This is a genomic window from Pseudomonas brassicae, assembly GCF_010671725.1.
Taxonomy (GTDB): Bacteria; Pseudomonadota; Gammaproteobacteria; order Pseudomonadales; family Pseudomonadaceae; genus Aquipseudomonas; species Aquipseudomonas brassicae.
The window spans coordinates 1-7,460 of sequence record NZ_JAAHBU010000204.1 but is presented as its reverse complement, the minus strand read 5'-3'; the positions used below and the strand labels follow the sequence as shown (position 1 = coordinate 7,460).

The 7,460-nt window shown below is 65.4% G+C and carries 2 protein-coding genes and 1 pseudogene; all 3 read left to right on the top strand.

What is annotated here, in order from left to right; translation table 11 throughout:
* Window positions 1-3,184: pseudogene (locus G3436_RS15140) on the top strand (condensation domain-containing protein); the annotation flags it as partial.
* Window positions 3,181-6,336, top strand: coding sequence for a non-ribosomal peptide synthetase (locus G3436_RS15135; protein WP_163946355.1), 3,156 nt, complete (start codon window positions 3,181-3,183; stop codon window positions 6,334-6,336). The pseudogene G3436_RS15140 and the gene G3436_RS15135, both read left to right, overlap by 4 nt.
* A 343-nt stretch (window positions 6,337-6,679) precedes the next feature.
* On the top strand, window positions 6,680-7,460 hold a 781-nt coding region (locus G3436_RS15130), incomplete at its 3' end, for a TonB-dependent receptor (protein WP_420801215.1).

The window sequence follows — 7,460 nt, the reverse complement described above, 5'->3', positions numbered from 1 at the left end:
CGTGCCGACCTGACCGCGACGCGCTTCGTGCCCGATCCGTTCTCGGCTACTGGCGAGCGTCTGTACCGCACCGGTGACCTGGCGCGCTATCGCCAGGACGGCATCGTCGAGTACGTCGGTCGCATCGACCATCAGGTGAAGATCCGCGGCTTCCGTATCGAGCTGGGTGAGATCGAGGCGCGTCTGGCGCAGCAGGCCAGCGTGCGCGAAGCGCTGGTGCTGGCAGTGGACGGCCCGAGCGGCCAGCAGTTGGTGGGTTATGTGTTGCCTCACGACAACACTGCCGATCAGGCCGCGTTGCGCGAGGAACTGAAGGCCCAGCTCAAGACCGAACTGCCGGACTACATGGTGCCCACGCACCTGCTGTTCCTGGAGCAGTGGCCGCTGACTGCCAACGGCAAACTCGACCGTCGCGCCTTGCCGGCCCCGGATGCAAGCCTGCTGCAGCGTGAGTACGCGACGCCGCAGGGTGAGCTGGAACAGACGATTGCGCGGGTCTGGCAGCAGGTACTTGAACTGGCGCAGGTGGGCCGTGACGATCACTTCTTCGAACTGGGCGGCCACTCGCTGCTGGCCACCCAGGTGGTGGCGCGGCTGCGCCAGGTGCTGAGTGTCGAGGTGGGCTTGCGTGACCTGTTCGGCGCGCCGACGCTCAGTGGCTTTGCCGCCGTGCTGGCACAGCGCAATGGCCTGTCGCGTACCGCGTTGCCAAGCCTGCAGGCGCACGGTGCGCGCACCACCGCCCCGTTGTCGTTGGCCCAGCGCCGGCTGTGGGTGGTCGAGCAGTTCGCCGCGCCCAGTGGCGCCTACGGTATGCCCCTGGCCTTGCGCCTGGAAGGCGAGCTGTCGGTACCGCTGCTCGAAGCCAGCCTGGCACAACTGATCGAGCGTCACGAGGTGCTGCGCACCGCGTACGTGGCCGATGACGACGGTGATCCGCTGGCCGTGATCAGCGCACAGGTGTCGTTGCCCTTGCCGCTGCTGGACCTGTCGGCACTGCCCCCGGATGAGCAGGAGGCGAGGGTGGCCGAGGCCATCGAACACAATGCACGCCAACCCATCAGCCTGCTGCAGGCACCGCTGCTGCGTGGCCAGGTAGTGCGCCTGGCGAACAGCGTCACGTGCTGCTGTTCTGCATGCACCACATCATCTCCGATGGCTGGTCGATGTCGCTGTTGAGCAACGAGGTGGTCGAGGTCTATGCCCGCCTCAAGGCCGGGATCAAGCAACCTTTGCCGCCCTTGCCCTTGCAGTACGCCGACTATGCCCAGTGGCAACAGGCGCTGGAGCAGGCCGGGGTGATGCGCGAGCAGGCTGCCTACTGGCAGCACGCCCTGGCCGGCCACGACGGGCTGCTGCAGTTGCCCACCGACCAGCCGCGTCAGCCGCAGGCCAGCCATGCGGGCCGCGACCTGCACTTCAGCCTGCCGGCCACCTTGCACGAGCAGCTCAAGGGCTTGTCACGTCGTGCGGGGGTGACGCTCTACAGCACCTTGCTGGCGGCATTCCAACTGATGCTGCACCGCCTCAGTGGCAGCCACGACGTGCTGGTCGGGGCGGATGTGGCGGGGCGCTCGCAACCGCAGTTGGAAGGCCTGATCGGCTTCTTCATCAACGTCCTGCCACTGCGCTCGCGCTGGCAGCGCAGTTGTCGGTGCGCGAGTACCTGGCCCAGGTACAGGACACCGCACTGAGCGCGTTCGAACACCAGGAACTGCCGTTCGACCAGATCGTCGACGCGGCCGTCACGCCCCGGCACAAGGGGGCCAACCCCCTGGTGCAGGTGCTGTTCGTGATGAACAACCTGCCGGTGCGCCACGCCTCCATGGAGGCCGTGCGGGTCGAGGCGCTGCCCATGGGCGGCGGCTACTCGAAGTTCGACATGGCCCTGTTCATCGACCAGCAGGACGACCAGTTGCACGGCACCTGGCAGTACGCCAGCGACTTATTCCAACAAGAACGTATCGAGCTCTGCGTGAAAGGCTGGATGACCATTCTCGAACAGATGGTGAGTGATCCAGATAAACGTCTAGGGGAAATCAACATGCCTACCCATACCGCGGCCATTGTGGCTGCGCCTGCAACACCTGCTGCACCGAGCAAGGCCGACAAGCTGGGCAAGTTCCTGAAAAAAGTCCAGAGCCCGGCGGCGCGCCCCGCGGCAGCGACAATGCGCGAAAGCCTGATGGTGCCAGGCCAGGCGTTCCCACTGCTGTGGGAACCGACGGATCCGGGGCTGGACCTGATCCAGTGGATCGAGCACAACCGCCCGCTGGTGGAACAGAAGCTGGGGCAGCATGCCGGCATCCTGTTCCGTGGCTTCGCCTTGCGTGACATCCACGCCTTCGAAGCCTTTGCCGAAGCCGTGCAGCCCGGCCTGTATGGCCAGTACGGTGACCTGCCGAAGAAGGAGGGTGGCAAGAACACCTACCGCTCCACGCCGTACCCGGAGAAGAAGATGATTCTTTTCCACAACGAAAGCGCCCACCAGGACCGCTGGCCGCGCAAGCAACTGTTCTTCTGCGAGCAGCCGTCGCCGATCGGCGGCGCCACCCCGGTGGTGGACTGCCGCCTGATGTACCAGAAGCTGCCGCCCGAACTGCGTGAGCGTTTCGAGAGCAAGGGGCTGTTGTACGTGCGTACCTTTGCCGACAAGCTCGATGTGTCGTGGCAGCACTTCTTCAAGACCGAGGTGCGCGCCGAGGTGGAGGCGCGCTGCGCTGCCGCCGGCATTCAGTGGACCTGGCTGGACAACGACGAGCTGCAGATCCGCACACCGTGCCCGGCCATCATCAGCCACCCGGTCACCGGCGAGAAAAGCTTCTTCAACCAGGTGCAGTTGCATCACATCTACTGCCTGGACCCGGATGTGCGCGAAGACCTGCTGGCCCTGTTCGGCGAGCAGCGCATGCCGCGCCACGTGTACTACGGCGACGGTTCGCCGATCGAGGACGAGGTCATGCAGCAGATCGGCGACCTCTACGAGGAATGCGCGGTGCGCTTCGACTGGCGCAAAGGCGACGTGATCCTGCTCGACAACATGCTCGCCGCGCATGCTCGCGACCCGTTCGAGGGGCCGCGCAAGATCGTCGTGGCCATGGGTGAAATGATCGAACGCAGTGCCCTGGAGGCGCTGCCTGAGCCACAACCGCAGACCCTGGAAAAACACGAGGCAGGCGCATGAGTACGGCACAGCTGGAAACACAGGACACAGGCCTGGCCTTGCTCCCCGAGCAGGAGACCTGGGTAGCGGCATTGAACGCCGGTGCACGGCGCGAGGACATCGCGCATTGCCTGCGCGTCGACATCCACGGTGAGTTGGATGTGCCGCGCCTGCAGCAGGCGCTGGACAGCCTGCTTTCGCGCCACGCCGCTCTGGCCATGCGCCTGGGCAGCGTGGCCGGCTACCACGGCCAGCGCCAGTTCATGCCCGAGGCCTCGGCGCAGGTGTTCGACCTGCAGGTGCACCTGGAGGCAGCCCCCGAGACTTGGCTCGCTGCGCCCTGGCCACTGGCCGGTCCGTTCGTTCAGGCACTGCTGTCGCGTACGGCGCGGGGGCACTGGGTGCTGGTACTGGCGCAGGCGCGCTTTGTCGGCGATGTCGGCAGCCTCAAGGTGCTGTTCGAGGCGTTGGTTCAGGCCTACCGGCACACCGGTGCAGGCGATGGCGAGGAACCGGGCCAGTTCGCCCAGTACCTGGAATGGCGCAGCGAGGTGCTGTTCGACGAAGATGCCGCCACCGCCAAGGCGTACTGGCAGGCGTACCTGCCGGCCAGTGAAACGAGCGTTGCACCGTACCTGCCTTACCGCCGCGCTCAGGCCCTGGACGGCCCGGCGCTGACGCTGGAGGCTGCGCTGGATGCGCCGTTGCAGGCGCAACTGGCGGCCCTGGCGCAGCGTCTGGAAGTAACGCTGGACAGCGTACTGCAGGCCGCCTGGTGGGCGCTGCTGGCACGTATCAGCGGGCGTGAGCAGTTTGTCGCTGGCTGGCGCCACGATGGGCGTAAGGATTACGCGTTCTTCGAACACAGCATCGGCGTGTTCGAGAAAACCCTGCCGCTGGCGCTGCACATTGACCTGGCTCAGCCATTCGCGGCCTGGGTCACCCAGCTGGCGGCGCAGCTCGAGCAGCATGCGACCTGGCAGGAATACGCCGCGAACAACCTGCCGGCCTCGTTCGCCAGCCCGCTGTACGCGTTTGCCGCACGTCCCGCGTTGCCGGATACGCGTGTTGATACGGCGCAGTGGCAGGCGTCGCGCCTGACCGAATCGACGCCGCAGTTCGAGTTGCTGCTGCAGGTCAGCGACACCACCGTGCGCCTCGACGCCGGGGCCGGGCGCTACAGCCAGGTCGGTCTTGACGTGTTGCTGGGGCACTACCTGGCGCTGCTGCGCGGTGTCGCCCAGGACAGCGCGCAGGCGTTGGGTCGGATCAACCTGTCGGGTGACGCCGAAAACGCCGCGCTGCTTGCGCTCAGCCCCGCCGTGAGCGCGCTGGACGACCGCGTGCTGCTGCCCGAACGCATCGCCCAATGGGCCGCGATCACCCCCGACGCCCCCGCGCTGGTCAGTGCCGGCGTGACCTTGAGCTACGCCGAACTCGAGCAGCGTGTGGCACGCCTGGCGGCCGACCTGGTGGCACACGGCGTGGGCCATGGCGGGCGGGTGGCACTGGCACTGCCGCGCTCGGCACAGCTGGTGGTGGCCATTCTGGCCAGCTGGCGAGTGGGCGCCGCGTACCTGCCGCTGGACCCGCAATGGCCGGTCAGCCGGCAGTTGCAGATGCTGGAGCAGGCGCAGCCCCACTTGGTGTTGACCGAGCAGGCGCAACTGACCCTGCTCGGCGGGCACGGTGTGGTGGTGCAGGACATCGCGTTGCTGGGCGTTGGCGACGGCGAGGTGGCAGGCCCGGCATTGGCTGCCACGGACGTCGCCTATGTACTGTTTACCTCCGGCTCCAGTGGCACGCCCAAAGGTGTGGTGATCGAGCACCAGCAGTTGCTCAACTACACCGCCGGTGTCTGCCAGCAACTGCAACTGGAGGGCTGCCGTCACTTCGCGCTGAGCTCCACGGTGGCTGCGGACCTTGGCAATACCGCGCTGTTTGGTGCGTTATACCTGGGGGCCGCGCTGCATGTCGCCGAGGATGAGTGTATCCAGTCGCCCGAGGCCTTTGCGCACTTTGTGCGTGACCACGCCATCGACTGCCTGAAGATCGTGCCCTCGCACCTGGCCGCCTTGCTCGAGGCCGAAACGCCGCACCTGCCGGCGACCCTGGTGCTGGGTGGCGAAGCGATCGGTGCTGCGCTGCTGCAGCGCATTGTCGAAGTACGCCCGGACTGTCGCGTGTTCAACCACTACGGGCCGACCGAAACCACCGTGGGGGCGTTGGTGCACCGGGTGACGTCGGCGGATATCGACGCGGCGGTAATTCCCTTGACCGACGTGCTGCCGAACAATCAGGTGCTGATTCTGGATGAGCACCGCCAACAGGTTGCGATTGGCGAGCTGGGGGAGTTGTACATCGGCGGGCGGCAACTGGCGCGTGGCTACCTGAACGCGCCCGAGCAGACCGCGCAGGCGTTTGTCGAGCACCCGCTACAGCCAGGCGAGCGCCTGTACCGCAGCGGCGACCTGGCCCGCTACCGTCCCGAGGGGGGGCTGCAGCTGTATGGCCGCCGCGATCAGCAGGTCAAGGTGCGTGGCTTCCGTATCGAGCTGGCGGAGATCGAGGCGCAACTGGCCAGCCTGGCGCAGGTCAGCGAAGCGGTCGTGTTGCTGGTGGACGCCGAGCCGGTGGCGTTCGTGGTGCTGCGTGACGGCGCCGGGCAGGACACGGCCGCCGAGCTGGTGGCGCAGCTTGCCTTGAGGTTGCCGGCGCCGATGGTGCCGCGCCATGTACAGGTGCTGGCGCAGATGCCACGCCTGGCCAATGGCAAGGTCGATCGGCTGGCATTGCAGCAGCACCCGCTGGCCAGTGCCGACGTGGAGCATGTACCCCCGCGCGATGCCCTTGAAACCCTGTTGGCCGAGCGCATGGCGCAGTTGCTGGGACTTGAGCGGCTGAGCATCGAGCAGGACTTCTTCGCCATTGGCGGGCATTCGTTGCTGGTGATCAAGCTGGTGGCCGGCATTCGCAAGCTGTTGCAGTGCGACGTTCATCCGGGCGTGGTGTTCGACAACCCCAGCGTCGCGGCATTGGCACAGGCGCTGCGCTTGCAGGAGGCGGCCCCTGGGCAACTGGAGAAACTGGCAGCGGCGCGGTTGCGCCTGGACAGCATGACCCCCGAGCAGCGCGCGCAACTGCTGGCGAAGGCGCAGAACGCCAACGCGTAAGGCAATCTGGATGACGGGTGCCCACTGATACCGGTGGGCACTGGTCGTTCAGCGTCACGTCACCGTGCAATGCGGTGCGTTATGGTTTTTTTCAGCCTGTTTGTTTGAAAATGTGAATGATTCCTAAATTTTTGATTTTTAATTCGTCTTCCTCTGGATTGCGCAAGGAATCCGATGGACGTCCGGCCCGCGTGCCCCCCTTGTGGGCATTGGCGCGCAGGTGGCAGCAAGGAATGCCCAATGACTGATCAGTTGCCCTGCAGAGGCGACGATCTTCCGACGAATGAACTATCTGGGGTGATCCAACACTATGAAGGTTGAGCAAAAAAGGCGTGCACCACGTGTGCTGAAAAATTCACTGGCCACCTGGCGTACTTCGGCTTCCATCATCGTGTTGGGCCTGGCACTGGGTGCCAGCAGCGGTGTGTACGCGCAGAGCGTGGCGGTCAATATCCCGGCCCAGTCCCTGGAGAAAGCCCTGATCGAGCTGGGCAACCAGACAGGCTTGCAGATTCTGTACGGCCCTGAGCTGGTCAGCGGCAAGAAGGCGCCAGCGGTGGTGGGGGAAATGGAGCCGCAGCAGGCGCTGGAGCAGTTGCTGCGCAACGCTGGCCTCAAGTACCGGATCGAGAACAACACCGCACTGCTGAGCAATGAAGCGGCGGCAGGGTCGGCGCTTGAACTGGGCACTACCACCATCCAGGGGCAGGGGATGGGGCAGATGACCGAGAATACGGGGTCGTATACGCCCAGCCTGACCAGTGTCGGCTCCAAGACGCCTACCAGCTTGCGCCAGACGCCGCAGTCGGTGTCGGTGATTACCCATCAGGTGATTCAGGACAAGGGCATGGTCGATTTGACCGATGCCATGAAGATGACGCCGGGCATTACAGTTCAGAATTCCACCGACCGACTCTCGACCTACTTTTCTCGAGGTTTTGCCATCGAGAACATCCAGATCGATGGCGCGGCCCCGATGGCATTGGGGACCACCGCAGGCAGCTTTTATTCGAACAAGAACTACAACCTTGTGGAGTTCGACCACGTGGAGGTCCTGCGGGGTGCCTCCGGTCTTTTCGGGGGTACTGGCGACCCGGGCGGTATCATCAACATGGTGCGCAAGC